Source organism: Actinoalloteichus sp. GBA129-24 (genome assembly GCF_001941645.1).
In the GTDB taxonomy this organism is placed as follows: domain Bacteria; phylum Actinomycetota; class Actinomycetes; order Mycobacteriales; family Pseudonocardiaceae; genus Actinoalloteichus_A; species Actinoalloteichus_A fjordicus.
Map to the genome: position 1 here is coordinate 3,042,431 of NZ_CP016077.1, position 24,533 is coordinate 3,066,963.

The 24,533-nt window shown below is 71.6% G+C and carries 25 protein-coding genes; 12 read left to right on the forward strand and 13 right to left on the reverse strand.

What is annotated here, in order from left to right; translation table 11 throughout:
* Positions 1–239: 239 nt before the first annotated feature.
* Together UA75_RS13530 and UA75_RS13535 are read right to left on the reverse strand one after the other, a co-directional pair.
* A complete protein-coding gene (locus tag UA75_RS13530) occupies positions 240–731 on the reverse strand; it encodes a DinB family protein (RefSeq protein ID WP_075740539.1) in 492 nt (163 codons plus the stop codon).
* Entirely contained in the window at positions 728–1,369 is a 642-nt protein-coding gene (locus UA75_RS13535) for a class I SAM-dependent methyltransferase (protein ID WP_075740540.1), read from the reverse strand. Before UA75_RS13535 ends, UA75_RS13530 begins: the two co-directional genes overlap by 4 nt.
* A 91-nt stretch (positions 1,370–1,460) precedes the next feature.
* On the opposite strand from UA75_RS13535, the gene UA75_RS13540 reads away from it, so the two are divergent.
* Positions 1,461–2,042: a helix-turn-helix domain-containing protein gene (locus UA75_RS13540; protein WP_075740541.1), complete on the forward strand. Its 582-nt coding sequence runs from the start codon at positions 1,461–1,463 to the stop codon at positions 2,040–2,042.
* Positions 2,043–2,089: 47 nt separating this feature from the next.
* Here UA75_RS13540 and UA75_RS13545 read toward each other — a convergent pair whose 3' ends face one another.
* The 3 genes from UA75_RS13545 to UA75_RS13555 are packed head-to-tail and all read right to left on the reverse strand — an operon-like array spanning position 2,090 to position 3,462.
* A complete protein-coding gene (locus UA75_RS13545) occupies positions 2,090–2,317 on the reverse strand; it encodes a DUF397 domain-containing protein (protein ID WP_075740542.1) in 228 nt (75 codons plus the stop codon).
* Positions 2,318–2,348: 31 nt separating this feature from the next.
* Entirely contained in the window at positions 2,349–2,564 is a 216-nt protein-coding gene (locus tag UA75_RS13550) for a DUF397 domain-containing protein (RefSeq protein WP_075740543.1), read from the reverse strand.
* A 7-nt stretch (positions 2,565–2,571) separates the two neighbouring features.
* On the reverse strand, positions 2,572–3,462 hold the full coding sequence (locus tag UA75_RS13555) for a helix-turn-helix domain-containing protein (RefSeq protein ID WP_075740544.1): 891 nt from the start codon (positions 3,460–3,462) through the stop codon (positions 2,572–2,574).
* Positions 3,463–3,796: 334 nt separating this feature from the next.
* Between UA75_RS13555 and UA75_RS32825 the strand changes: the two genes are divergently transcribed.
* The 3 genes from UA75_RS32825 to UA75_RS13565 all read left to right on the forward strand — a co-directional run bounded on the left by UA75_RS32825 (position 3,797) and on the right by UA75_RS13565 (position 5,512).
* Positions 3,797–3,943: a hypothetical protein gene (locus UA75_RS32825; protein ID WP_157434163.1), complete on the forward strand. Its 147-nt coding sequence runs from the start codon at positions 3,797–3,799 to the stop codon at positions 3,941–3,943.
* Positions 3,944–4,202: 259 nt separating this feature from the next.
* Positions 4,203–4,328 (forward strand): hypothetical protein, encoded by a 126-nt coding sequence (locus UA75_RS34915; RefSeq protein WP_257787508.1) that lies wholly within the window; start codon positions 4,203–4,205, stop codon positions 4,326–4,328.
* Positions 4,329–4,357: 29 nt separating this feature from the next.
* Positions 4,358–5,512, forward strand: a complete 1,155-nt coding sequence (locus UA75_RS13565) for a methyltransferase domain-containing protein (RefSeq protein ID WP_075740546.1) — start codon at positions 4,358–4,360, stop codon at positions 5,510–5,512.
* Positions 5,513–5,933: 421 nt separating this feature from the next.
* Here UA75_RS13565 and UA75_RS13570 read toward each other — a convergent pair whose 3' ends face one another.
* Positions 5,934–6,806 (reverse strand): LysR family transcriptional regulator, encoded by an 873-nt coding sequence (locus tag UA75_RS13570; RefSeq protein WP_075740547.1) that lies wholly within the window; start codon positions 6,804–6,806, stop codon positions 5,934–5,936.
* Positions 6,807–6,888: 82 nt separating this feature from the next.
* On the opposite strand from UA75_RS13570, the gene UA75_RS13575 reads away from it, so the two are divergent.
* Positions 6,889–7,782: an MBL fold metallo-hydrolase gene (locus UA75_RS13575; protein ID WP_075740548.1), complete on the forward strand. Its 894-nt coding sequence runs from the start codon at positions 6,889–6,891 to the stop codon at positions 7,780–7,782.
* A gap of 91 nt (positions 7,783–7,873) precedes the next feature.
* On the forward strand, positions 7,874–8,764 hold the full coding sequence (locus UA75_RS13580) for an ADP-ribosylglycohydrolase family protein (protein WP_075740549.1): 891 nt from the start codon (positions 7,874–7,876) through the stop codon (positions 8,762–8,764).
* Positions 8,765–8,846: 82 nt separating this feature from the next.
* Here UA75_RS13580 and UA75_RS13585 read toward each other — a convergent pair whose 3' ends face one another.
* On the reverse strand, positions 8,847–9,665 hold the full coding sequence (locus UA75_RS13585; protein ID WP_075740550.1) for an alpha/beta fold hydrolase: 819 nt from the start codon (positions 9,663–9,665) through the stop codon (positions 8,847–8,849).
* A gap of 725 nt (positions 9,666–10,390) precedes the next feature.
* Here UA75_RS13585 and UA75_RS13590 point away from each other — a divergent pair.
* Together UA75_RS13590 and UA75_RS13595 are read left to right on the forward strand one after the other, a co-directional pair.
* Positions 10,391–11,728: a PLP-dependent aminotransferase family protein gene (locus UA75_RS13590; protein WP_075740551.1), complete on the forward strand. Its 1,338-nt coding sequence runs from the start codon at positions 10,391–10,393 to the stop codon at positions 11,726–11,728.
* 143 nt (positions 11,729–11,871) lie between these two features.
* Positions 11,872–12,795: a hypothetical protein gene (locus tag UA75_RS13595; protein WP_075740552.1), complete on the forward strand. Its 924-nt coding sequence runs from the start codon at positions 11,872–11,874 to the stop codon at positions 12,793–12,795.
* Positions 12,796–12,839: 44 nt separating this feature from the next.
* Here the strand turns inward: UA75_RS13595 and UA75_RS13600 are convergent, their stop codons facing one another.
* The gene (locus UA75_RS13600; RefSeq protein WP_232251201.1) at positions 12,840–14,060 is read right to left on the reverse strand and encodes an SLC13 family permease; all 1,221 of its coding nucleotides are present in this window, start codon (positions 14,058–14,060) and stop codon (positions 12,840–12,842) included.
* Positions 14,061–14,822: 762 nt separating this feature from the next.
* Between UA75_RS13600 and UA75_RS13610 the strand changes: the two genes are divergently transcribed.
* Positions 14,823–16,331 (forward strand): aldehyde dehydrogenase (NADP(+)), encoded by a 1,509-nt coding sequence (locus UA75_RS13610; protein WP_404799989.1) that lies wholly within the window; start codon positions 14,823–14,825, stop codon positions 16,329–16,331.
* Between the two features lie 8 nt (positions 16,332–16,339).
* On the opposite strand, the gene UA75_RS13615 is transcribed toward UA75_RS13610, so the two are convergent.
* Positions 16,340–16,837: a MarR family winged helix-turn-helix transcriptional regulator gene (locus UA75_RS13615; protein WP_075743784.1), complete on the reverse strand. Its 498-nt coding sequence runs from the start codon at positions 16,835–16,837 to the stop codon at positions 16,340–16,342.
* Between the two features lie 93 nt (positions 16,838–16,930).
* On the opposite strand from UA75_RS13615, the gene UA75_RS13620 reads away from it, so the two are divergent.
* The 3 genes from UA75_RS13620 to UA75_RS13630 all read left to right on the forward strand — a co-directional run bounded on the left by UA75_RS13620 (position 16,931) and on the right by UA75_RS13630 (position 19,692).
* Positions 16,931–17,353: a nitroreductase family deazaflavin-dependent oxidoreductase gene (locus UA75_RS13620; protein WP_075740555.1), complete on the forward strand. Its 423-nt coding sequence runs from the start codon at positions 16,931–16,933 to the stop codon at positions 17,351–17,353.
* 598 nt (positions 17,354–17,951) lie between these two features.
* Positions 17,952–19,232: an MFS transporter gene (locus UA75_RS13625; protein ID WP_083684038.1), complete on the forward strand. Its 1,281-nt coding sequence runs from the start codon at positions 17,952–17,954 to the stop codon at positions 19,230–19,232.
* 115 nt (positions 19,233–19,347) lie between these two features.
* A complete protein-coding gene (locus UA75_RS13630; protein WP_075740557.1) occupies positions 19,348–19,692 on the forward strand; it encodes a hypothetical protein in 345 nt (114 codons plus the stop codon).
* Here UA75_RS13630 and UA75_RS13635 read toward each other — a convergent pair.
* The 4 genes from UA75_RS13635 to UA75_RS13650 form a co-directional block, all read right to left on the reverse strand.
* Entirely contained in the window at positions 19,620–20,465 is an 846-nt protein-coding gene (locus UA75_RS13635) for a metallophosphoesterase family protein (protein ID WP_157434607.1), read from the reverse strand. The genes UA75_RS13630 and UA75_RS13635 overlap by 73 nt on opposite strands.
* Positions 20,466–20,788: 323 nt before the next feature.
* Positions 20,789–22,003, reverse strand: coding sequence for an acyl-CoA dehydrogenase family protein (locus UA75_RS13640; RefSeq protein WP_075740558.1), 1,215 nt, complete (start codon positions 22,001–22,003; stop codon positions 20,789–20,791).
* Positions 22,004–22,135: 132 nt separating this feature from the next.
* On the reverse strand, positions 22,136–22,915 hold the full coding sequence (locus tag UA75_RS13645; RefSeq protein WP_232237747.1) for an SDR family oxidoreductase: 780 nt from the start codon (positions 22,913–22,915) through the stop codon (positions 22,136–22,138).
* Positions 22,916–23,316: 401 nt separating this feature from the next.
* Positions 23,317–24,120, reverse strand: coding sequence for an SDR family oxidoreductase (locus UA75_RS13650; RefSeq protein ID WP_075740560.1), 804 nt, complete (start codon positions 24,118–24,120; stop codon positions 23,317–23,319).
* Positions 24,121–24,533 lie beyond the last annotated feature (413 nt).

The window sequence follows — 24,533 nt, forward strand, 5'->3', positions numbered from 1 at the left end:
GGGCGCGGCCGCGTAGCCCGTCCACACCGGAGAACGGCGTCGACGCCAGACGGCTCGACGCGCGGTCCCGCAGGCGCCGCCCGAGGGTTCGGCTCGCCCCGCCCGCCTTCTGCACCGGGCTGTCGGTGGCGCTGAACCTGCCCGGGTGCCGCCATGATCACCCCGTCACCCCGGGCATCCCGCAGGCCTGGCCGAAGTGATCCTCGAAGCACCTGCCATGGGCTCGCTGAACCAGGGTCTCACCGCCCGGTGTCGCCGTCGATCAGTTCCCGCAGGATGTCGGCATGACCCGCGTGCCGCCCGGTCTCCTCGATCAGATGAACCAGCGTCCACCGCCGGGACGGCGCCGCGCGGTCGCGGCCTGCCGGGCGGGGGCCCGTTTCGGTGAGGTCGTCCCAGGACGCGATTTCCTCGTTCGCCTCGGCGACGGCCGCCCGGTAGGCGGCGAGGATCGTCTCGGTCGTGTCGTCGGGACGCGGTTGGAAGGTAGCCGCCCAGTCGGCCACGACGTGGCCGAGCAGCCAGTGTCGTTCGACGTGGGTGAGATGTCGGATCAGCCCGAGCAGGTTCGTTCCCGACGACACCCCGGGACGGCGGGCCTCGCGCGTGGGCACTCCTTCGGCCTTGGCCGCGACGCAGGCGCGCAGGTAGTCGAGGAATCCGGTGAGCACCTCCCGTTCGCCGGTCCCCGTGGCAGGAGGCCCGAGGTCGCGTGCTCGTCGCGCGCTCATCGCCGGGCCTCCTGGCCCGTCCGCCGAAGGACCAGCACGTGGTCGACGACCGTCGCGGTGCTGCCGTCGGGACCGGTGGCCCGCCGCTCCGGGCTGTCGGCGCGCTCGATCCACCACTCCTCGGGATCGAGGGCGAGTTCCTCGGCCACCTCAGCCGGTGTCGGGTGCCGGAGATTGGCGTCCTGGTACCAGGACCACGGCGCCGTCGAGCCGTGGTCGACGACGGCCAGCCTGCCTGCCGGGTTCACCGACCTCGCGGCCCTCCGCAGCATGCGGACGCGGTCCAGGGGGAACGGCGTGTGGAGATACTGCGCCGAGACCAGGTCGAAGGTGCCTGCGGGGAGATCTTCGGCGAGGTCGATGCAGAGTGCGGTGACGGACCTGCCGCTGTGCTCGGCCTCCTGCCGGAGTGAGCGCACGGCTGAGGCGGAGATGTCGACCGCGGTGACGTGCCAGCCGCGGTCGGCCAGCCAGCGGGCGTCTCCTCCTGCGCCGCAGCCGAGGTCAAGTGCGGTGCCGGGGGTCAGCGGCCCGGCGATCTCGGACAGTCGAGGGTTCACCCTCGCCGTCACCGCCGCAGCGGAATACTTGCGGAACTGCTCGTCCCAGAACCGGGCGGCTCGATCGTGATCGTTCATGGTCTCCTCATCAGGTCGACGTGCAGCGCCAACCCTGCACCGCGCCGATGGAAACAGCCCGAGAACTTGCCGAGATGGCAAGATCGGACTCATGGTCGAGGAGACGGATGCTGTGTTGGCGGGGGTCGGCCCCCGGCTGCGTGCCCAACGAAAGCAGCGCGGACTGACGTTGGCCGACCTGTCGACGGCCACCGGGACGTCGGAGAGCACCCTGTCCCGGTTGGAGAGCGGCGGACGACGGCCCACCCTGGAATTGCTGCTGCCGCTGGCCCGAGTCTACGGGGTGCCCCTGGACGATCTCGTCGGCGCCCCGCGGACGGGCGATCCGCGCATCCACCTGCGGCCGATCCGCCGCCACGGGATGACGTTCCTCCCGCTCACCCGCCGCGCGGGCGGCGTGCAGGCGTTCAAGATGCTCATCCCGAGCAGGTCGGAACCGGCGGAGCCGACGCCACAGATGCACGGCGGCTACGAATGGGTGTACGTCCTTAACGGACGGCTTCGGCTGGTGGTCGGCGACCGCGACCTGGTCCTGCCCGCAGGCGAGGCCGCCGAGTTCGACACCGCGCTGCCGCACTGGCTCGGCTCTTCCGACGGACACCCGGTGGAGACGCTCGTCCTGTTCGGACCGCAGGGCGAGCGAGCCCACGTGCGGGCGCGCAGCGCGCGGTAGTTCCTGGACACGACAGCGGACGGCTGTCCACCGTGACGGCTGCGGTGTCAGGCGAGGTCGTCGAACTCGCCTGCTTTGATGCCCTTGATCCAGGCCTCGATCTCGCTGCGGGAGAAGTAGGCGGTGCCGTCGTGGGGGTTCTTGCTGTTGCGGACCGCGATGCGGCCATCGGGCAGGGCAGCTGCTTCGACGCAGTTCCCGCCGCCTGCACCGCCGCCACCGGAGAAGCTGCTCTTCCGCCAGGACAGCGAGGACGGATGGGGCTCATCGATCACCTCTGTTCCCTTCGTCCTGTGCGGACGAGGCTCAGCCCAGATGGTCGAACCTGCCAGCCTTGATGCTGGTGATCCAGTCGCTGACCTCGGTGCCGCTGAAGCAGATGACTCCGCCAGCGGGGTTCTTGCTGTCGCGGAGGGCGATACTCCCGTCCGGGAACGCCGCCACCTCGATGCAGTTTCCGTTGCCGGGCCCGCCGCCGCCGGAGAAACTGCTCTTGCGCCAGTGAGCGCCCTCGATGTCCATGTCGACCTCATTCGTCTCGCTCGACGTTCGTCGCAACTGTGTTGATCAATGATACTGATTCGCTCTGCGTCAAAGCCTGCTCGGAGAGAGCACCGAAGCGCAAGGTGTACGTTCGCACATGGTCGCGATCTTCGAAGTACACGGCGCGTCCAGGCGCGTCGGCGTAGCCGACGTCGGGGATCGGGTCCGGGAGCGTGAGGATGGAGAACGGGCCTTCCAATGCAGGGCTTGCACCCACGGACTTCGGGAGTACCTGAATGGTGATATTGGGTGCCTCGCAGGCCTCGGCGATCTGTCGCAGTTGACGTTGCATTACCCGACGGCCACCGACCGGACGTTCTAGAAGTCCTGCATCGAGGATCGCGTGCAGACGGGGTGGCTTGGTGCGGCTCAGGATCTGTTGGCGCGTGATACGGGCGACCACCCGACGCTCTACCTCGTCTTCGCTCAATCCCGGGTCGATGCCGCTGATCAGTGCACGAGCGTAGTCGGCGGTTTGAAGGAGGCCTGGAACCAACAGCGTCTCAAACTGTCGGTGTTCCAGCAGAGCGGTTTCGAGCATCAGGAAGCGATGGAAGTCCTCGGGCAGGTTCCTCTGGATGTCCACTGTCCAGCCGTGGCGCTTCGGGGTTCCTGCGAGTTCGAGCAGGGACTCACGAAGTTCCCGGTCTCGCACCTGATACACATCGAGAAGCTGGTCGACCTCGCGAACTCGAACGCCTTGCTCGCGGTTCTCGATTCGCGACAGCTTCGGGCGAGACCACTTTCCTTCGCCCTTGCGTAGCTCGGCTACGACCTGATCGTGGGTAAGTCCCGCCTGTTCCCGCAGTTGACGCAAGGCCTCGGTGAGCTGCCATCGTCGAACAGTGGTGTTGCCAGCCAGGTGGCCGTCGAACATGTCGATCTCCTCGGCGTGACGTCGTCATGTCTGAGCGATCCGTCTTTGGGGTGAAAAAGTGGACGTTCACTTTTTAATCGGGCGGACCAGGTTCACCATTGACTGCGAAGGGTATCAGATCGAACGCGAGGAGTGATGAATTTCGGCGAAGGATGTTAGTGATCTTCATGATGGTGTCGAGCCGGAGGTCGGCTCGACGTCTTCTCTTCCCGCCCCGCCGCCCCGTGCCTTCGAGGAGCGGGTCCAAGCACTCGTCGATGAGGAGGCGCCTCGGGTATTCGCGCTGGTACGGGAGTACGACGAGCGTCCCGGTGCCCATGTTCATGCCTGGGGCATGGCCTTTCCCGACCATGTCGAGATCGTCTCCACCGGCGGTGGCGTCCGGATGAGCATGGGAACGCTCGATCGCGCGTTGGCGGGTCTCCGTGTGCCGGGAGCGATCAACCACGTCTTCTGGGCGGCCTCCGTCGCGCCGCTCTAGTTCCTGACCGCCGGGAATCCCGGCCGATTCTCGGCTCGACCGGATGGCAGCGCAGGGCGGAGCGGCGGGCCCGCCGGTCACCCGGTGACGGCGGCCTGTCGGGGGCCGCTCCCCGCCCCAATCGGCGCACGTCCCGCCCGCCGATCCGGAGTTCACTCGATGGGATCTTGTTCCGTGCGGGGCGCAGGCCACCCTCCATAGCCTGTGCATAGGCAGGAGCGAAGGGCCGGGCTCAATTGTTTCGAGGGGGCGCGTCACCGTGGCCAAGCATGAGAACAAGTCGCAGGATGACGGGCAGGGCACCTACGACCCGACCGCCACGAAGTCGGCCGAGGAGTCCGGCGGCGGGAAGCACGATCGGGACGACAAGGGCCATGAAGGCTAAGGGCCGTGAAGACCAGGGACTAGAAGTAGATGACGGCTGATCCCTCGGCGCCCGCGTGGCGGGCGTTGTTCGAGGAGGTGAGGAGGGCGGTGTTCATCCCGGACACCATCTGGGTCGATGTCTCGAACGAGCCGGGTTACCGCGCGGTGTCGCGCCACCGCGACCGCACGGCGTGGGAGACGGCGGTCGCCGCGAATCGGCCGGTGGTCACCCAGATCAACCTCGGCGAGCCACACCGTGCGGGCGGGGAGAACTTCCCGACGTCCTCGTCGAGCCAGCCGAGCATCGTGGCGGACATGCTCGCGGCGCTCGATCCGCAGCCTGGTGACTCGGTGTTGGAGATCGGCACCGGCACCGGTTGGAACGCGGCCCTGCTGAAGCACCGGGTCGGCCCGGCCGGACACGTCACCACGATCGAAGTCGATCCGGGACTCGCCGAGGCCGCTCGCGCGGCGCTCGACGCCTCGGGATTCACCGCCCGCGTGGTCACTGGAGACGGTGAGGCAGGCTGTCCGGTGGCGGCTCCGTTCGATCGGGTGATCTCCACCGCCTCGGTGCGGGAGGTCGTCCCGAGGGCCTGGCTCGAGCAGTTGCGTCCCGGCGGTCGGCTGGTCACCCCGTGGAGCACCGACTACGCCACGGGCGCCCTGCTCGCCATCGACCTCGGGGCGAACGGCGTCGCGGGCGGCCGGTTCGCTACCCGGCTGTCCTTCATGCGGCTGCGGGCGCATCGGCGCGGGCTGTTCGGGTGGGAGCCGGACGAGGCCACGATCGCCCGCGCGGCGGTCCGAATCACCGAATGCCGCAACATCGACCTGGACCGGATGCTCGACCCCGCGCGAGGCAACCTGGCCATCGGCGTCCGGCTGCACGACGTGTCCCTGGCACTCGGCCGTGACCGGCACGGCCCCGGCCACCACGTTGTCGAGCTGGACGATGCGACGACGCGCTCCTTCGCCCGCCTCGACTGGCCGACGGCTGCCGCCGAGCCGTTCACCGTCGGCCAGTTCGGCCCACGTCGCCTCTGGGACGAGGCCGAAGACGCCTATGACTGGTGGTATGAACGCGGTCAGCCCGGCCCGGAACGGCTCGGCCTCACCATCGACCTCGCCTCCGGTCGCCAGATCGCATGGCTGGACGATCCCGACACCATCGTCCGTACCTGGTGGCTACCGAGAAGCTGACCCGATCCCGAAGGGCCGTTGACCTACTTCGGCCCGGGAACGCGGTGTCAGGCCACGCCCTTCTTGATGAGGCTGCCATTGACCGCAGGTCCGGCGGTGCGTGCGTCGGCGGGCGCGTTCGTGCCATGACGATGTCGACACCGGAGCGCTCCCCTGATAGGCGGAGCGATCCGGTGCGGTTCACTTCATGCGGTGGTTCATTCCGGGGTGCGATGCACCTGGAAGGCGGCGAAGCTCGGTGCCGGGCGCCAAGGGCGGATCGCTTCCGGTGTGTTCTCTCGTCGTCGGACGGTGATCCGCCTGTCGCTCGGCAGGCCTGCTGAGCGACGACCGGCAGCAGGCGGCGTGCCCGGCGGTGATCCGGACGAGTCATCAGATCTCAGCGGGGGCGGCGTTCTCGGGATACCGGATCGAACCTGAGCTACGTCGACGCCGACCGGTATGCCTGGACGGAGATCTGGACGAAGGAGCGGATCAACGGGCTCTCCCGCGCGGTCGACCAGGCGACGACGAGCGGGCTCGGAGGCATGTCGACGATCGGAGCCAGGATCAGCCCGTCGGGCAGCGCGTGCGTGATCGGCGCGATGCCGACCGCGCCGTTCCACAGTACGGCCTGTATGCACTCGGTAACGGTGCGCACCACCGGACCTGCGGGTCGTTCGCCGACCGGCGTCGCGCCGTTCCAGTACTCGGACCAGATCGGATCCGTGCCCTCGGGCAGTTGGAACCAGCGGCGGCCTGCGAGGTCGGCCAGGCGGAGGGAGTCGCGGCCTGCGAGGGGGTCGTCCGTGCGCAGCACGGCGCCCACCTGGTCGGAGCGCAGCACACGCCTGCTGATGCCGGTGTCGTCGAAGGGCGATCGGGTGAGTGCCACGTCGACCAGCCCGTTACGCAGTCCGGTGGTGGGGTCGGTGAAGTCCGCTTCCCGGAATCGGATCGACACCTCGGGATGGCGCAGGCGGAACGTCGCGGCCAGCCGGGGCCCGGCCTCCCCTGCGCCGTCGGAGAGCGTGCCGACGGTGAGTGTCGTGGTCTCCGCGGCGGCCGTCGCGCGGGCGCGGGCCTGCTCGACCCGTTCCAGCAGGGCAGCGGCGTCCGAGTACAGGGAGGCTCCGGCGGCGGTGAGCTCGATGCCGGTGGCCGATCGGTGCAGGAGCACCACCCCTAGATCGGCCTCCAGCTGCCTGATGGCCCGGCTCAGGGGCGGCTGCGTCATGTGCAGCCGGACTGCCGCTCGCCCGAAGTGTCGCTCCTCGGCGACGGTGACGAAGTAGCGCAGCAGCCGGAACTCCATGACCAGCGATGATACCGATCCAGTATCGGGAGTGCGGAGACGGTGTTGGACGCGGGCCGCGCGCAGACCGGACAGTGTGAGCATGCCTTCCGAACCTCTCACCCACGACCCGGTCGTCGAGATCAGCCAGGTCGAGGAACTCGCCGACGACCTGGTGGTACTCCCGAACCGAGGGGTCGAACTCGTGCCCAACATCGGTGTCATCGGCGGCGACCACTCCGTGTTGGTCGTCGAGACCGGTCTGGGGCCGCGCAACGCCGAGAAGGTCCTCGCCTTCGCCTCGGAGTACGCCAAGGGCCGCAGGCTGTACCTGACCACGACGCATTTCCACCCCGAGCACGCTTTCGGTGCGCAGGCCTTCGCAGGTGAGGCGACCTACCTCGTCAACGGCGCGCAGGCGGCGGACCTCGCCGACAAGGGGCCGGGTTATCTGGAGATGTTTCGCGGCCTCGGCGCCCAGGTGGCGCGGCAGTTGAACGGCGTCGAGCCCGCCACGCCGGACCTGGTCTACGACGACACCTATCACCTCGACCTCGGCGGCCGGGTCGTCCAGCTGCGTGCCACCGGGCGCGCCCACAGCAAGGGCGACCAGGTGGTGAGCGTCCCCGACGCTGACGTCCTGTTCACCGGCGATCTGGTCGAGACCGGCCGGTTCTCGATCTTCCCCTGGTTTCCGCCGTATGACGTCGACGTCTCGGGGCTGCGGTGGATCGAGGTGCTGCGAAGACTGATCGACACCGGCCCGCGGGTGGTGGTGCCCGGCCACGGCGATGTCTCCGGACCTCGGTTGCTGGCCGATGTCCGGGACTATCTTGAGCTGTTGCGCGATGAGACCTGGGTACGGCGGGACTCGGCGATGTCCGAGGAGACGATCATCGCCGAAGTCGAGGCGCTGATGACCGAACGGCATCCGGAATGGGCCGGGCAGGAATGGATCGGGAAGGGCATCGGCTGCTTCTGCACGGAGCACGCCTGACCCGCCGGGAACGCGGCGTCGCCGCCTGCCGCCCGTCGATCCGTGGCGATCTCGTCCGTCGAGCGGCAGTCCCGTGTGATGATCACCCGCGATGACCACTGACCCTCGATCCCGAGCATTGGCCTCGCTGCGCGGTCTGGCGCTCGGCGACGCTCTCGGCTCCCAGTTCTTCGTCCCCGACAATCGCACCCGACTCGACGAACGCCGCCTGCCGCCCGCGCCGTGGCAGTGGACCGACGACACCGAGATGGCCTGCTCGGTCGTCGCCGTCCTCGCCGAACACGGCCGGATCGATCAGGACGCCCTGGCGGCGAGCTTCGCCATGCACCATGACTTCGATCGCGGCTACGGGCCGTCGACCAATCGGCTGCTGCGGCTGATCAGGGAAGGCGGCTCGTGGCGCGAGCTGGTGGCCGACACCTTCGACGGCCGGGGTTCGTGGGGCAACGGCGCGGCGATGCGGATCGCGCCGTTGGGCGCCTGGTTCGCCGGTGATCCGGTGCGTGCCGCGCGGGAGGCGACACTCTCCGCCGAGGCCACCCACGCTCACCCCGAGGGGATCGCGGGCGCGGTGGCGGTGGCCGTCGCGGCGTCCCTGCTGGCAGGCGCCGATCGGTCCGAGCCTGCGGACCTGCTTGACGCCGTGCTCGCGCTGACCCCGGCGGGCCGGGTCCACGACGGCATCGCCACGGCGCGCGAGCTGCTGCCCGTCGCCTCGGCCTCCCTCGTTGCCCGGCAGCTGGGCAACGGCTCCCGGACCAGCGCGCAGGACACCGTTCCCTTCGCACTGTGGGCGGCCCTCACCAGGCTCGACGACTTCCGCGAGGCGTTCTGGACCACCGCGAGTGTGGGCGGCGACGTCGACACGACCTGTGCGATCGTCGGCGGCATCGTCGCGGCGGGCGGGGTCGAGCCGCCGTTCGAGTGGGGCGCGCTCTGCGAGGCGCTGCCCGAGTGGAGCCTCACGCCGGGCGCGGGCTGAGTCGTCGTCGGGCGGGGCGCGGCGCCGGATCTCGCCGTTTCGCTGCCCGCGCCGGTGACCAGGACGGTGGGTGCCGAATCACTTATGCCGTCGCCTCCCTCGTGGTGTCGGATGCCGTCAGCAGGCAGGCGAGTGCCTCGTGGAACTCCGCCGTCCGCTCCAGGTTCGGCAGGTGGCCCGCGCCCTCGATGACGGCGAGCGTCGAGCCGGTGATCCGCTCGTGCATCAGCTCCGCCTCGGCGACCGGGGTGAAGTCGTCCTCGGTTCCCACGACGATCAGCGTCGGCACCGAGACGCCTGCCAGCGATGCGACGTAGTCCTGTCGCCGGGCGCGGCCGCGCAGCGCGGCGGCGGCCCCCGTGGCGGGGGCGCCGCGCATCATCCGCCGGACGTGCGCGACGACCTGCGGGTCGGTGGCGACGGTGGTGGGCGCGATCATCCGGGGGAGCAGCTCGTCGGAGTAGCCGGCCATGCCCTCCCACTCGATCCGCTCGGCGGTGTCGACGCGGGACTGTCTGCCCTCGGTGTCGTCGGCCCTGGCCGAGGCGGCCGCCAGCAGCAGTCCGCTGATCCGCTCGGGGAACAGCCGGTGGAACTCCATGACGATCTGGCCGCCCATCGACAGCCCGCCCAGCACCACCCGCTCGACGTCGAGGTGGTCCAGTAGAGCAGCGAGGTCACGGGCGAAGACGTCCAGGGTCACCTCGCCTGCGGTGACGGCGCTCCGTCCGTAACCGCGCAGGTCGGGGACGATCACTCGGCGCCCGGCGGCGGCGAGGTGCTCGACCTGCGGGTCCCACATCGAGCCGTCGAAGGGGTGGCCGTGGACGAGCAGGACCGGCGGCCCCTCGCCGACGTCGCGGTAGGCGGTGGTGCCGTCCTCGTGCGACAGGGTGCGCATCGTGCCTCCTTCGGCGAGCGTCCGTCGGACCTCGCCGTGTCGGGTGATCGTTGTGCTTCGTGCTTCCGGGTCTGCTTGCGCCGCCGACCAGCTGGTCTGCCTACGGCGGTCCGTCGATGCGGTCTGCCGGCGCCTCGTCGACCCGATCGGACCTGACCGACCAGAGTCGGACGCCGGACCTGCCGCCGGACCTCGCGCCGCGCGGTCGGCGACGAGGGCGTCGGTCCGGTCTCCCCGCGACCGGCCTGGCGGTGGCGGCCTCGCAGGGTTCGTGCGGTGACCGGATCGGCTTCGCCGCCCCGGTCGCTTCGGGCCTGCGGGTCCGGGAGGCGTGTTCGGATGCCGTGGTCCGCAGGGCAGGCGTCGGGGAACCACCCCGAACCCGCCTGCCAGGGGCAGCACTCCGAATCAGCGGGGTTCGAATGCAGGTGAACCAGCCGGGCCTGCCTGCTGCCGCGACCCGTCGGGCTGGAGTCCCCCGACCCCGTCGGATCAGCGCACCGCCTGCCGTGGTGCGGAGCCCGTTGTCATCCGAACATCCGCTCCGTCGTCTCGGGTTCGTCCTCGGCCGTCGAACCACCCGTGACCACGCTTTCGGCAGTCGGCCCTGCCCAGCCCTGTCAGCGAAGGCCGCCGTGCGCTCTTGACGATCCGACCTTAACGAGGGCACGATCTCAGTGCAATGAAAACAATGCACTCGGTGCAATGTAGGGGGCTTTCGCGTCGTGGACGACTATCGCGCCATCGCCGACCAGCTGGCCGCCGACATCGCCTCGGGCAGGCTCCGGCCCGGTGACCGGCTGCCCGCGCAGCGCCGGTTCGCCCGCACCCACCGCGTGGCCGCCTCGACCGCCTCCCGCGTCTACGGCGAGCTGATCCGGCGGGGGCTCGCGGTGGGCGAGGTCGGCCGAGGCACCTTCGTCCGGGCAGGCCGGGGGCGCCCGCACTCGGCGCTCACCGAGCCCGCCGCGCAACGAGTCGACCTGGAGCTGAACTTCCCGATGCTGCCGGAACAGTCAGGCCTGCTCGCCGAGAGCCTCGGACCGCTGTTGCGGCCGGACGTGCTCGGCGAGGCGCTGCGGCCTGCCGTGGCCGCCGGAACCCCGGAGAGCCGGGATGCCGCCGCCACGCTGCTGTCCCGCGCGGACTGGCGTCCCGAGCCGGAGTCGATCACCTTCACCGGCGGCGGACGTCAGGCGTTGACCGCCGTCACCGCCGCCCTGGTCGGAGTCGGGGAGCGGCTGGGCGTGGAGGAGTTCACCTACCCGGTGATGAAGGCCGTGGCCGCCCGACTCGGCGTCACGCTTGTGCCGATCCCGATGGACGAGCACGGCCTGAGTCCCGCCGCCCTCGCCGAGGCCCACCGGGCGACGCCGCTAAGGGCGGTCTATCTCCAACCGACGCTGCACAACCCGCTGGGCGTCACGATGCCGGAGCGACGCCGTGCGGAGCTGATCGAGACGACCGGGCGGCTGGGCCTGCCGGTCGTGGAGGACGTGGTCAACGGGTTCCTCCGGGAGGACCCGCTGCCGCTGGCCGCGATCGACGCGGAGCACGTCGTGCTGGTGGACAGCATGTCCAAGCGGGTGGCACCCGGCCTGACCCTGGGCTTCGTCGCGGCCCCGCCCGGGCTCGTGCCCCGAATCGCCTCGGCCGTCCGATCCGGCGGCTGGGCGGCGGCCGGATTCGCGCTGGCCTCGGCCACCAGGGTGATCACCGACGGGACGGCCGACGCCCTGGCGCGGGCCAAGCGCCACGACGCCGCCGCTCGACAGGCGATCGTGGCCGAGCGGCTCGTGGGCTTCGACGTGGCCGCCGATCCCGCCGCCTACCACTGCTGGTGGCGGCTGCCGGAGCACTGGCGGGCCGAGACCTTCGTGGCCGCCGCCGCGCGACGCGGGATCGCCGTCACCCCCGCCGCCGCCTTCGTCGTCGGGACGGCCAGGGCACCGGGCGCCGTCCGGCTAGCGCTGGGCTCTCCGCCGCCGGAGACGCTGGCCAGGGCGCTGGACGTCCTGGCGGGACTGGCGCGCGGGACCACCGAGGACGTCGGCGTGGAGTGACGCGATGAACCGCAGGCGGCGACGGGCGAACCGGCACGCCTCGGTGCGGCCGAAGATCGGGCTCGCCGATTCCGCTCCGGCCAGGGCGGCCGTCGCACCAGTCTGTGGGTGAACCCCGCCACTCACAGAGGACCTGGACAGCCATGCGACGGTTCGGCACCTGGCTCCGGCAGAACGCCGACGGCTTCCTTGCCCTGGTCATCGCCGGGACGATCGGCCTGCTCGGCCTGCTGGAGGTCTTCGGCCCCGATCTGCTGGGCACGGGGGAGGAGGGCGGCGAGGCCGTCGACGCGGCGATCCTGCTCGTGCTGGCGTTGCTGGCCGCGACGCTGCTGCGAGATCGCAGGCACCAGGCCAGAGCCGTGGCCGACGCGAACGCCGTCCGGCTGGTGCACGGCTCCGACATCGCCCGATTACACGCCGACGCGCACCACGGCACAGACTTGTGGATGTTCAAGGGCGGCACCGGCTCCTACCTGCGCGCCGTGACGATCAAGGAGTGCGTGGCCAACGCCCGCCGCGCCAAGCGTCCGATGCGGATGCAGATCGAGATCATCGATCCCACCGACGACGCGCTGTGCACCGAGTACGCGAAGTACCGATCCTCGCTCTCGCCGGGGCCCGACGGCACCGGCGAGACCTGGACGGCCGAACGGGCCCGCCGAGAGGCCTTCGCGACGGTCCTGGCGGCGTGCTGGTACCGCGAGCGCTTCACCTTCCTGCGCGTCGACCTCGCCCTGTCCGCGGTGATGACCACGTTCCGCTGGGACCTCTCCTCCCGATGGGTGATCATGACCCAGGAGGACCCGAGCGCGTTCGCCGTCCAGTTCCAGCGGGACACGCCGCACTACCGGTCCTATGACCGGGAACTCGTCGCCAGCTTCGACCAGGCGCGGCGGGTCGACGTGGCCCTGGTGCGAGATCTGCGGCTGTCGGAGGAGCCCTCGGTCGACGAGGCGCGCACGCTGTTCACCACGTTGCAGCTCCCGCTGCCGGAGTCCTTCACCGACGACGACGTGAGCGACACCCTCAGCAGGGCACTCCAGCCCAAGAATCCCTACGGCTGACGCGGGAAGGCCGGTGTCGCGGCGAGGGCAGCGTCCCGCACGGACTAGCCGGTGATCAGGAGCGCGGCGACGCTCGCCGCCAGCGCGAGGACGGCGAGGACGAGGCCCGTGCGCACGAATCGGCGCAGCGGCACCACGAGCCCGTTCGCGCGGCAGGACTCCAGACACAGCAGCGTCGCCAGTGACGCCCACGGGGTGACGACGGCGCCGACGTTCGTCCCGATCAGCAGGGCCAGCAGCTGATCCCCGTTCGCAGGCGGCACGACGGCCTCTCCTGCGGCGTAGGCGGGCAGGTTGTTGATCACATTCGACAGACCGGCGCCCGTCAGCGCCGCCCGGACGGCGCCGCCGACGTCGTCGGAGGTGCCGATCAACGCCGTCATCACCTCCGCGAGGCCGTGTCGGCTCAGGGTGGGGATCACCAGGAACAGCCCGGCGACCAGGATGAGCAGCCGCCAGGGGATCAGGCTCAGCCGCAACGCCTGCCGGTCCAGCACGGCGAAGGCCGCCACCACGATCAGCGCGGCCCCGGCGGCGGCGAGGCTGATCCCCTCGTGCAGGAAGATCACGGCGCCGACGAACAGGACGCAGGCCCCCGCCGCGACCGCGCACAGACCGCGCTCCCTCGGCTGCTCCAGCCGGACCGGCGACGGCGGCAGATAGCGATCGGCGCCTCGGGCGCCCCGGCGCCAGTAGAACGCCCACAGCGCCGCCGTCGTCGTCACCAGGATCGCCGCCAGCTGCGGCGCCCACATCCGGGCCGCGAAGTCCTCGGCGTCCAGCGCGACGCGATCGGCCGCCAACAGGTTGGTCAGGTTGGACACCGGCAGCAGCAGGCTGGCGGTGTTCGCGAGCCAGATGGTGGTCATCGCCAGCGGCAGCGCGGCGATCTTCGCCCTGGGGGCCAGTGCGAGGAACACCGGTGTGAGCAGGACGGCGGTCGTGTCGAGATTGAGGAAGACGGTCGTCACCGAGGCGAAGCCGACGCACAGTAGGAACAGTGCCGGGTAGTTCCCGCCGCCGATGATCGCGATCCGGGTGGCGATGACGTCGAAGACCCTGGCGCGCATCGCCAGTTCCGCAAGCACGATCACACTGCCGAGGAACAGCAGCAGCGGAGCGACCCTGGCGATGCTCGCCGCCGCCTCGTCGGCGGGCAACGCTCCGGTGAGCACGAAGATCACGCCGAGGAGGAGCAGACCGATCCTGACCCGGTCGAGCGCGCTCGGCATGCGCGGAATGCGGGACAGCCGCGGGGAGACCACGCGATCATCCTGCCCGACACGGACCGAGGTCCTTCGGCATCGACGGTCGTCGGGCCGGTGACCGGGTCGGAATCGCTCGGCGGCCGCCGAGTACTCCTCGGCGACGATCCGCGGGCCGACGTCCGGCGCGGACCCGGCCGGCCGAAAGCGGCCGGGTCGCCGGTGCTCGGCGGGCCGCCTGCGCCCGGTACCGGCCGGACGACCCGGTCGCCCGGCGCGGCTCCGGTCCGCTGAGACGACCCGTGGGCAGGCCCGGTCTACCAGTGTTCTCCTGCGGCGACGCAGCCGGCAGTGCTCGCGATCACGCGCCGCCCGCGCCGAGGACCGGCACACTCATGGCACGATCGGGGCGGCGACGGGGAGCAGCCGGACGATCCGCATCAGCAGCCCGGCGGTGACGATTCGCTCGGCGGGAGCCGGGCGGCCGCGATTTCGCCCGCCGAGAGGCGGGGGCGGTAATGATTCGCCCGGTCGGAGCCGGGCGGTGACGATTCGCCCGCCGGGAGGCGGGCGGTGATGATTCGCCCGGTCGGAGCCGGGCGGTGACGATTCGCCCGGCCGAGTCGGGGCACCGCCAGGCCGGCCTCGGATCACGGGCAGGCTCGCCGTCGAGAGGCCCACGTGGTCGTCGGTCGACCGCGCGTCACGACGCGGGGGAGCCCACGACCGCCGGGCCGGGACGAGATCGTGGAGCGGACGGCCTGGCGAGGCCGACCGATCCGAGGCCGTCCTGCCGACGTCCGGTGACGGGCGTCTGGGGCACTGACCGCGCCGAGGTCGAGACCGCCGCTCGCGGCGGCCCTCGACCCGGCCGACGCTGATCGGAGCAGCACTGTGACGACTCCCGCACCCACCCTGGACGGCGTCCTCGCCACGGCGGAGGGGGCAGCCAGGACTCTGGCCCTCTCCAGCCCTGTCGAGCGGGCGGACTGGCTGGCGGCCCTCGCCGACGCGCTCGACGCGGCGGGACCCGAGCTGATCGCCACCGCCCAGGCGGAGACCAGCCTGCCCACCGGGCGACTCACCGGTGAGCTGGCGCGCACCACCTTCCAGGCCCGGCTGTTCGCCGAGCGGCTTCGCGACGGCAGCCTGCTGGAGGCGCGGATCGATCACGCCGATCCCGCGTGGCCGATGGGACCGAGGCCCGACATCCGCCGGGCGCTGCGTCCGCTGGGCGTCGTGGTCGTGTTCGCCGCGAGCAACTTCCCCTTCGCGTTCAGCGTCGCGGGCGGCGACACCGTCTCCGCGCTGGCGGCGGGCTGCCCGGTGGTGCTCAAGGCCCACCCCGGCCACCCCCGGCTCTCGCGGGAGACCGCCGCCGTCGTCGTCGCCGCGCTGGAGTCCGCAGGCGCCCCGGCAGGCGTGTTCGCGCTGATCGAGGGCTTCGAGGACGGCATCGCGGCGGTGCGGGACCCTCGGGTGTCCGCCGTCGGGTTCACCGGCTCCGTCTCGGGCGGCCGGGCGCTGTTCGACGTCGCCGTCGGGCGGCCGGTGCCCATCCCCTTCTACGGGGAGCTGGGCAGCACCAATCCGGTCTTCGTGACGCCCCGAGGCTGGCAGGACCGGGGCGCCGAGATCGTCGAGGGCTTCGCGGGCTCGGTCACCCTCGGCTCTGGCCAGTTCTGCACCAAGCCGGGCGTCGTGCTGGTGCCCGATGTGGACGCCTTCGTCGGGCTGCTGCCGGAGCTGACCGTCGGGCCGATGCTCAACGAGCGAATCCAGACCGGCTTCCTCACCGCGACGGGCGGCCTGGCCGACTGCGACGGCGTCGACACGGTTCCGACGGTCGCGGGCGCGGACAGCGCGGTCGCCCCGGTCCTGCTGCGGACGACCGCCGAACGCGTGCTCGCCGACCCCGAACTGCTCGGCATGGAGTGCTTCGGCCCGGCCGCGCTGCTGGTCTCCTACTCCTCCACCGAGGAGCTGCTGGCGGTGGCCCGGCTCGGACACGGCCAGCTCACGGCCACCATCCAGGGCAGCGAGGCGGGCGATGACGTGGCCGCCGAGCTCGTCGAGCCGTTGTCGGACTTCGCGGGCCGCATCATCTGGAACCAGTGGCCGACCGGCGTGACGGTCAGCGACGCCCAGCACCACGGCGGCCCCTACCCGGCGTCGACCGCCCCCACGACCACCTCGGTGGGAACGGCGGCCGTCACCCGGTTCCTCCGGCCGGTCGCCTACCAGAACCTGCCCGCCGCGCTGCTGCCCGCCGCCGTCGGGGACGCGGCGGCCGAGGGCGTGCGGCAGGTGATCGACGGCAGGCAGGCCTGAGCGTCGCCTCAACCTGAGCGTCCGGACGCCGTGGGCGCGGCGCTGATCGAGTGTTCCAGGCGTTCGAGCATGGACAGCAGCTCCGCCCGCTCGGCACTCGACAGCCCGGCGACGGTCTGCTCTTCGAGTTCGGCCCACACCCCGTGCAGGCGGTCGAGGAGTCCGCTGCCCGCCTCGGTCAGTTCGACCAGCATCACGCGGGCGTCCCGGCTGGAACGCGTGCGGCATACGAAGCCCGCGCGTTCCAGCCGCTGCACCGTCTTGGTGACGGTGGACGGGTGGATGCCGAGCCTGCCGACCAGGTCCCGTTGGGAGGTCGAGCCGCTCTCGGCGAGCAGCATGAGCACGATCTCCTGGCCGGGATAGAGGCCCAGCCTGGTCAACAGCGAGCCCGCGAGCAGCTTGTGTGCGCGGGCGACTCGGACGATCGCCGAGCTGACCGGGCCCTGCTCGATGCCGAACAGCGATGCCGTGGCGGCACAGACTTCGTCGGTCTCGTCGTGCAAGACGTTCTCCTCCACCGGATCGCCTGCCGCTTTACTGCGGTGATTAGTTGGTCGACCATGTATTCTCGTCGAAGCCATCGAGGAGGAGAACACATGTCCAGCTTCAACGAGAATGTCATCGCCGAGTTCCGGGCGAACGAAGGCCGGGTCGGCGGACCGTTCGAGGGCGTTCCGCTGCTGTTGTTGACCACCACCGGTCGGCGCAGCGGGAAGCCTCGCACCTTGCCGCTGGGCACCATCACCGACGGTGACTCCTTCGTCATCGCCGCCTCCGACTCGGGCGGGGACAAGCACCCGCTCTGGTTAGCCAACCTGGAGGCAGACCCGCGCGCGACCATCGAGGTGGGCACCCGCACCATCGAGGTCCGCGCGCGAATCGAGGCATCCGGACCGGAGCGCGACCGGCTCTACGCGGCCCTGGTGAAGGAAATGTCCCCCTTCGCGGATTACGAGGCCAAGACCACCCGGCTGATCCCGGTCGTGGTGCTCAAGGAGACGGCCGCTGAGAACGCCTGAGCCGCATGAACCTGTTGGGTTCGCGGCGGGCGGGGTGATCCGCCGATCGGCCGCGCTTGCCGTCTGCGGCCGATGTCTCTGCCACCGCGCACCGGCAGCGGACGTCCCGCACCGGATGATCGGCGACCGCCCTCCCCGGCTGCCAGGTCGCGCTCGGGTCTACGAGGTCGAGAGCGACGGGCTCCCGCAGCGGCGTCGCATCGCCGGTCACCGGTCCGGTGTCGCATGATCCGGCCGACGATCTTCAGGTCGGCGAAGTACCCGTAGGCAGGCGGACACCTCGACGCCCGCACCCCTCGACAGCTGCCCGCACGCCCCGCAGACAGACAGTCGACCCGACGCACCGCAGGCCGACTGGCCCGAGGCTCGCAGAACCGGCGGCCCGCCCGTGATCAGCGGCACAGCGCAGGTCGAGCTGATCCCGACGAATCGGGTTGACGCCGGACGAGGCCCGCCAGAGACTCGCTTCGGGCGACGACGAGTCCCTCGGGCCTCGACCGCCGCCGTTCCCGGTCCGCGCAGGCGGGACCGTGTCGACGATCGGTTCAGCGGACGGGCCCGCTCCGACGTTGTTCGACGAGCGGAGGGCACCTCGACGATGAGTGCGCAGGAGACACCGGGTCCACAGACGCCGGTCACGCTGCGCTCCCTCATCCCCGCCGTCTTCCTGCCCGCTTCGCTGTACGGCGTCGGCCAGGGCGCGGCGGCCCCGCTGATCGCCATCACCGCCAGGGAGCTGGGAGCGTCCTTCTCGATCGCGGGCGTCATCGTGGCCGTGCTCAGCGTGGGCCAGGTCCTCGGCAACCTGCCCGCGGGCAGGCTGGTCGGCCTGATCGGCGAGCGCGGCGCCCTGCTGGTGGCCAGCGGGCTGGCCGTGCTCGCCGCGCTGGGCTGCGTGTTGGCGCCCAACCTGCCGACGCTGGCTGCCTCGGTGCTGGTGGCCGGCCTGGCGAACTCGGTATGGGGCCTGGCCAGACAGACCTATCTCACCGAGGTCGTGCCGCTTCGGCTGCGGGCCAGGGCGATGTCGACCCTGGCCGGTGTGGTGCGCATCGGGGCGTTCGTCGGGCCGCTGGTCGGGGCCGGTGCGCTCGTGCTGCTCGGCCCGCGCGGCGGCTACTGGGTCCAGGTGCTCGCGGTGCTCGTCGCCGGGACGATCGTGCTCGCGCTGCCTGACGTCGCGCGGCGTCGCGCTCCCTCGGAGGTCCGCGCCCCGGTGGGTCCGCTGCGCATGTTCGGCCGGTACCGCAGATTCTTCGCCACTCTCGGGGCCTCGGCCGTCCTGGTGGGGGCGATCCGCGCGTCGCGGCAGGTGGTCGTCCCGCTATGGGGGGACCATCTCGGTCTCGACCCGGCCGTCACGAGCCTGATCTACGGCGTCTCCGGCGCGCTGGACATGCTGCTGTTCTACCCGGCGGGTCGGGTGATGGACCTCCATGGTCGTCGCTTCGTCGCCGTGCCGTCCATGCTGGTCCTCGGCGTGTCGTGCCTGCTCCTGCCGCTGACCGGCGGGCCGGTGACCCTGTTGCTGGTCGCGGCGCTGATGGGCGTCGGCAACGGCATGGGCAGCGGGATCATGATGACGCTGGGCGCCGACATGGCGCCGCCCGCCGAACGACCCGCGTTCCTGGGAGCCTGGCGCCTGTGTGTGGACGCGGGCGGCAGCGGGGGACCGCTGCTGATCGGTACGGGCGCCGCGCTCTCCCTGGGATTCGCGGTGGCCGGGATGGGCGTGGTCGGGCTGCTCGCCGCCGCAGGCCTCGGCCGCTGGATCGTCGAGCCTGATCGAGACGAACCGCAGTCCTCTTCCGACTCCGCCGCGCCGTCCGTAGTCGCGTCCCCGGCGGTGCAGATGCCGCCCGACGTCGGCCGCTCGTGAGGCGGCGGCCCGGGGCGTCTCGCGCGGACGGGCTCGGTGGCCCGGCCCCCGGCTGCCCGCGCGGTGATCGCGCCCTCCCGGACGCCCGGCACCGCCGCGCGGACGGACGGCGTCGGTGAGCGGCGTCGAGTTCGCCATCGCCGGTCTGGCGGTCCTGCTCGGCGCCGCACTGCAGGGCACCATCGGCCTCGGGCTGGGCATGGTGTCGGGGCCGATTCTGGCGCTGCTCGATCCGACGTTGGTGCCCGGCCCGCTGTTGATGCTGGCCACGCTGCTCACGCTCACGGTCGTCCTGCGCGAGCGCGCCGCGCTGGACCTGGCGGGCACTGGCAGGCTGCATCTCCCGCCCCGCTCGAACGCCGACTCCGCGGACGGGCGCCGCCGCCCTCAGCCGCCTGCGGGCAGGATCGTGCGGAGCACGCCGCGCGGCAGGCCTCGGGGACGCCATTCGCGGGGATAGCCGAGCGACACCTCCTCGAAGCGGACTCCGTCCTGGTAGGTCGTGCGGGGGATGTGCAGATGTCCGTAGACCACCGCCGCCGCGTTGAATCGGACGTGCCAGTCGGCGGTGAGCTCGGTGCCGCACCACAGCGCGAACTCGGGATAGCGCAGGATGCGCGTCGGGTGCCGCGTCATGGGCCAGTGATTGATCAGTACGGTCGACGTGCCCTCGGGCAGCGCGGCGAGTCGCCGCTCGCTCTCGGCGACGCGGGCCCGGCCCCAGGCGTCCAGGCTCGGGTACGGGTCGGGGTGCAGCAGGTACTCGTCGGTGCAGACCACACCCGCCTCCATGGCCCGTTCCAGCGCCGCCTCCTTGGTCGTCGTGCCCGCCGGCCGGAACGTGTAGTCGTAGAGCAGGAACAGCGGCGCCACCGTGACCGGTCCGCCCGTGCCCTCCCAGACCGGGAACGGGTCCTCCGGGGTGTGCACGCCGAGGCCTCGACACACCTCCACCAGGTGCCGGTACCGTGCCTCGCCGCGCAGGGTCACCGTGTCGCCGGGCGGCGTCCACAGGTCGTGGTTGCCCGGCGTCCAGATGACCTCGGCGAACCGGTCTCGTAACAGCCGCAGCGTCCACTCGACGTCCGCGACGCTGTCGGCGACGTCGCCCGCCACGATCAGCCAGTCGTCCGGGTGGGTCGGTCGAATCGCCTCGACGATCTCGCGGTTCTCCGCGTGGGTCACGTGCAGATCGCTGGTGGCCAGCAGGCTGCCGCCCGAGGAGACCGTCATCCGGCGACGGGAGCGGTCGGGGTGGACCATGCCCGCCTGGACCGGGCGCATTCGGCGCCCTCGCGTCGGATTCCTCGGATCATCACTGTCCACCTTCCCGGCCTGCCTGCTGGGTCTGCATGGTCGCCGAGCGAGCATGTCACCCCGCCGCGCCGTCAGTCCACTGTGGCGGCCGTGTCGGCGGGAAACGGGGTGCTCGGCGGCCGGTGTTGGCCCGGTGGTCGTCGCGACCGGGCAGCGGGCCGGACGGACGAGACGGCGGCGGTGCGCCCGGCCTGAGCCGTGGCGCACCGAGCTTCCGGGCGGCCGGAGTAGGCGGGCGGTCAGTGTGCGGTGCGGGGAGCCAGTTCGCGGCGGCCCAGCGAGCGGAGATGGACCTCGTCCGGCCCGTCGGCCAGCCGCAGCGACCGGGCGATGGCCCAGAACCGGGCCAGCGGCAGGTCCTGGCTGACTCCGGCCGCGCCGTGCAGCTGCACCGCCTTGTCGAGGATCCACTCGACCGCGCGCGGCACGGCGATCTTGATCGCCTGGATCTCGGTGTGCGCGGCCCGGTTCCCGACGGTGTCCATCAGCCACGCCGCCTTCAACACCAGCAGCCGGGCCTGCTCGATCCGGACTCGCGACTCGGCGGCCCATTCCTGCACGACGCCCTGGTCGGCCAGCGGCCTGCCGAAGGCGGTCCGCGTCACGGCGCGGTCGCGGACGAGTTCCATCGCTCGTTCCGCCATGCCGATCAGCCGCATGCAGTGGTGGATGCGACCGGGACCGAGGCGGGCCTGGGCGATGGCGAAGCCCGAACCCGGCTCGCCGAGCAGGTGGTCGACGGGCACCGCCACATCGGTGAAGGTGATCTCGGCGTGCCCGCCGTGATCGTCATCGGAATAGCCGAACTGGCTCATGCCCCGGTGGATCTCGACGCCGGGGGTGTCGGCGGGCACCAGGATCATGCTCTGGCGGTCACGCACCGGGCCGTCCTCGGCGGTGCGGCCCATCACGATCAGCAGCCTGCACTCCGGGTCCATCGCACCGGAGATGAACCACTTGTGGCCGTTCACGACCCACTGGTCGCCGCGCCGCGTGATGCTGGTGGCGATGTTGGTCGCGTCCGAGGAGGCGACGTCGGGTTCGGTCATCGCGAAGGCCGAGCGGATCTCGCCGGCCAGCAGCGGGGCGAGCCAGCGTCGTCGCTGTTCCTCGTTCCCGGCCACGGCCAGGATCTCCATGTTCCCGGTGTCCGGCGCCGCGCAGTTCAGCGCCTCCGGCGCGAGCCGGGGACTGCGCCCGGTGATCTCTGCGAGCGGCGCGTACTGGAGGTTGGTCAGGCCCGCGCCGTGCTCGCCCGGCAGGAACAGGTTCCACAGGCCTCGCCGCCGCGCCTCGGCCCGCAGCTCCCGCAGCACCGGCGGCCGCGCCCAGATCGGGCCTCTCGCCTCGTCGGCCTGGGCCGTGGCCTGCTCCGCCGGGTAGACGAACTCGTCCATGAACGCGAGCAGCGTCGCCCGCAGCTCTTCGGTGCGATGATCGTGCGCGAAGTCCACGATGTCTCCTGGCCTCTCGTCTCGGCGGCTGATGGATCTGGGCGGGGTTCGGTCGGGTCCGGACCGATGTCGCCCGGCCTGCGCGGATCGCGGCGGTGGCGCGGACGGTCGGGTGCGGCGGATCGGGTCGGGTCAGCGCAGGGTCACGCCGCCGTCGACGACGAGGGTCTGGCCGGTGATCCAGGACGACTCCTCGGCGGCGAGGAAGGCGGCGGCGTCGGCGACGTCGGCGGGCACGCCGAGCCTGCCGAGCGGATAGCCCGCCGCCACCTGCGACTCGCGGCCCTCGTACAGGGCGGCGGCGAACCTGGTCTTGACCACGGCCGGTGCCAGCGCGTTGACCCGGATCTTCGGCGCGAGCTCGACGGCGAGCTGTTCGGTGAGTCGGATCAGCGCGGCCTTGGACGCGCCGTACACGCCGATGCCGGGCGCGGGCCGCAGCCCGGACACCGAGGAGACGCAGACGATGCGCCCGCCGTGCTCGCCCAGCCAGGCGCGGTGGGCCTCCTGGACCCAGCCGAGGACCGCGAAGACGTTGACCTCGAAGGTCTTGCGCACCGCTGCCGGTTCGGCGTCCAGCAGCGGCCCGTGCACCGGATTGGTGCCCGCGTTGTTGACCAGGACGTCCAGCCTGCCGAAGGTCTCGACGGTCGTCGCGACCGCCGCAGTCCGATGCGCCGGGTCGTCGCTGCGTCCCGCCACGCCGATCGCGTGCTCCGGGCCGCCGAGGCCGGTCACCGCCTCGGCGAGCGACTCGGGATCACGACCGGTGAGGCAGACCCGCGCGCCCTCGGCGACGAGCCTGCTCGCGATCGCCCGACCGATGCCCCGGCTCGCGCCGGTGATCAGCGCGACCTGCCCGGCGAACCGCCGCGCCTTGATCGGGGTGCCGTCCATTGTCTTCGGGTCCATTGCCGCTCCTTGACCGTCGGTGCGTTCGCTGCCGTGTCCGTCGACGCTGTCTGGCCGGTCGATGCCGTCGTGGCCACGGCGCTGCCTTCGCTGTCGACCCTGCCGGCTTCTCGACACTCTGGTGCGGTGTCTTGATCTCCCCGTGCTCGCATCGATCGCCTGCGCGGCATCGACGAGGGCCCGCGCCTGCGACTCTCGGCCTCGGCCTCGTCGATCCGCGCGCCGCGCCATACCGCGACCCGCAGGCCGGACTCGCGTCCGATTCGGTGGCGCCTCCCTGACGCGGGCGCAGGCTTGACCACGGGCTCCCGGTCGGCGTCGGCGGATCGGGGTACCCGACCCGCGCGCGTCGTCGCGGGGCGGCCGAGAACGCTGCGGCGGCGGAGCCCTGACACGCCCGCTCAGCCCTCGGCCCGGAGGGCGACCAGCCGTCGGTGGGCGCGGCGCATCGATCCCAGCCACCGTTCTCGGTCGTCGGCTCGACGGCGTTCGTACTCGGCGACCCTCGGGTGCGGCAGGATCTGGAACGCGCCGCTGCGTAGGGCCGTCACCACGTCCTCGGCGACCTGCTCGGCGGTGAGGACCTCCCCGGCGGCGAGCGTGGCGGAGTCCGGACCCGCCTCGTCGAGCATCGGAGTGCGCACGCCCTGCGGCGAGAGGCAGGAGACGGCGACGCCCTCGGCGGGGCAGGTGATCGCCAGCCATTCGGCCAGCGCCACGGTCCCGTGCTTGGTGACGCTGTAGGGCGCCGAGTCGATGTTGGTCAGCAGCCCGGCGGCCGAGGCCGTCAGGACGAGCCGCCCGCGGTCCCTGGCGACCATCCTGGGCAGCACGTGCGTGGCGGCGTGGACGTGCGCCAGCACGTGGACCTCCCACGAGGCGGCCCAGTCGGCGAGATCCCCGAGCCCGCGCCCGCGGGCGATGCCCGCGTTGGAGCACCACACGTCGATCGGGCCGATCTCGGCTTCGAGGCGTTCGACGGCCGTCCCGACCGCGTCCCCGTCGGTGACGTCCAACTCCAGTGCGACCCCGACCCCGTCGGGCAGCGTCGCGGCCACCTCGGCCGCCGAGTCGCCTTCCCGGTCGGCGACCACGACGGCGCGGGCACCCTCGGCGGCCAGCCTGCGGGCCAGGGCGGCTCCGATTCCGGATGCGCCGCCCGTGACGACCGCGATCCGATCGTCGATCGAATAGGGAGTCGACATCGCTGCTTCACCCTCGCCTTCCGTCCCCCGTCTGCGACGCGGGCCGTCGCGTCGCCGTCGTGGGCGACTCGGTCTCGTCTGCGATCTCTCCTCGCGCGGTCACCGGGCTGGTCGGGCCGTCGCGGCCGTGCGCTCGCCGGGACGAGACGGCCTGCCACGACGCAGGCTCTTCGTCGAGACTTCGAGCCGAGCCGAGCCGAGCCGACGTCGCCTGTCGACGGCGCCGAACCACGTTCCCGCTCCGGCAGACCTCCTGCCGAGAGATGATCGTCGGCTCGGATGAAAGCACGCCTCGGCGGCCGCGTCTGCCCTCGACGTGATCGTTCGCCTGCCGCGCCGGACCGTCCCCCCTGACGATGCCGAGCGATGTCGTCGCTGGTCCGCACCGTGGACGATCGACGAGACCGACGCGC